Annotated in this window: 1 protein-coding gene; it reads right to left on the bottom strand. The window is 71.3% G+C overall.

The window, feature by feature from the left end; genetic code table 11:
- Nucleotides 1-216: 216 nt before the first annotated feature.
- Complete coding sequence (locus P409_RS34685) at nt 217-1,044, bottom strand: universal stress protein (RefSeq protein ID WP_034849491.1); 828 nt, start codon at nt 1,042-1,044, stop codon at nt 217-219.
- Between the last annotated feature and the right edge of the window lie 191 nt (nt 1,045-1,235).

Raw genomic sequence — 1,235 nt, 5'->3', positions numbered from 1 at the left:
TCGATGTCGAGCATCACCACCGGCCCCGCAGAAATCCTGGCAATTCGAGGTCGGCTCCCGTCATCGAAAGCCCCCTCCCCCAACCCCCTCCCGCGGGGGGAGGGGGAGAGTGGAAAACACGTGTCGGTTCAGGTGATCGAATTCTGAAAAGGTCTCGCAAGCGGGAGAGGCAACGCGTTACCGCCTCGATGGATCGGAGTGACCTGGCCCGCCCGCTCAATGTTCCATCAGCACCGGGCGGTCGGCGTGGAACAGCATGTGCTCGGTGACGCCGCCCAGGATCATCTCGCGGAACCGGCTGTGGCTGTAGCCGCCCATGACGATCAGCCCGGCATCGGCGCGCTGGGCCGCGGCCAGGATGGCGGCGTCGACCGGCTGCTTCGGGTCCGCGTCGGCGATGCGGTTGGCCGGCGCGCCGTGGCGGCTGAGATACCGCACCAGCTCGGCCGCGGTGCAGCGGTCCTCGCCCTCGTCGCGGGTGTAGACGCTGACGGCCGTCGCCGCCTCCAGGAAGGGCAGGGCGGCGGCGACGCTGCGCGACGCCTCCTTGCCGCCGTCCCAGGCGACCAGGATGCGCTCGGCGAAATCCTCCGCCACCGGGCCGGGGACGATCAGCACCCCGCGGCCGGTCTCGAACAGCGCCGCCTCCAGCACCGTCCGGCTGGCATTCGGGTCCTGGCCCGGGCCCGGCGTCACGATCAGGTCGGCCACCGCGCCGCGGCGGGCGACGGCCGCGGTCTCGCTGCCGGTGTCCTCGCGGAACTCCACCTCCGGCCCGGCGCCGGTCTCGGCCTTCGCGGCCTCGTACACGGCGCGGTTGCGGGCGGCGACCTCGTTCGAGGCCTTCTCGGCACCCTCCAGCAGCATGCTGGTGGCGACCGCCATCTCCGCCCCGGTATAGGCCAGGACCCGCTGCGGGTCGGGGCGCAGCGACAGCACCTCGACCGAGGCGTCGAAGCGCTGGGCGACGCGCAGCGCCGCATCGAGCGCGGCGGCGTCGCCGGCATGGCCGGTGAGGGGGACGAGCAGGTGCTGGATGGTCATGGAACCTCCGGGGTTCTCTAGAAGCCTGACGCATTGTTCACCTTGGGAAACCATCGATCCACCGCTTCGGTGCCATGGCTGCCGTGCGGCTTCGTCGGGCTGCGGCGCTTTGCCCGCCGAGAGACTTGACCGCATCGCCGGATGACAGGACCGTGATCCGATGCGGCGGGGACACTGGATGCGGGCGGGCT

The organism is Inquilinus limosus MP06 (assembly GCF_000767795.1).
In the GTDB taxonomy this organism is placed as follows: domain Bacteria; phylum Pseudomonadota; class Alphaproteobacteria; order DSM-16000; family Inquilinaceae; genus Inquilinus; species Inquilinus limosus_E.
Note: the sequence above shows the minus strand (reverse complement) of the source record. Positions and strands in the feature narration are given on the sequence as shown.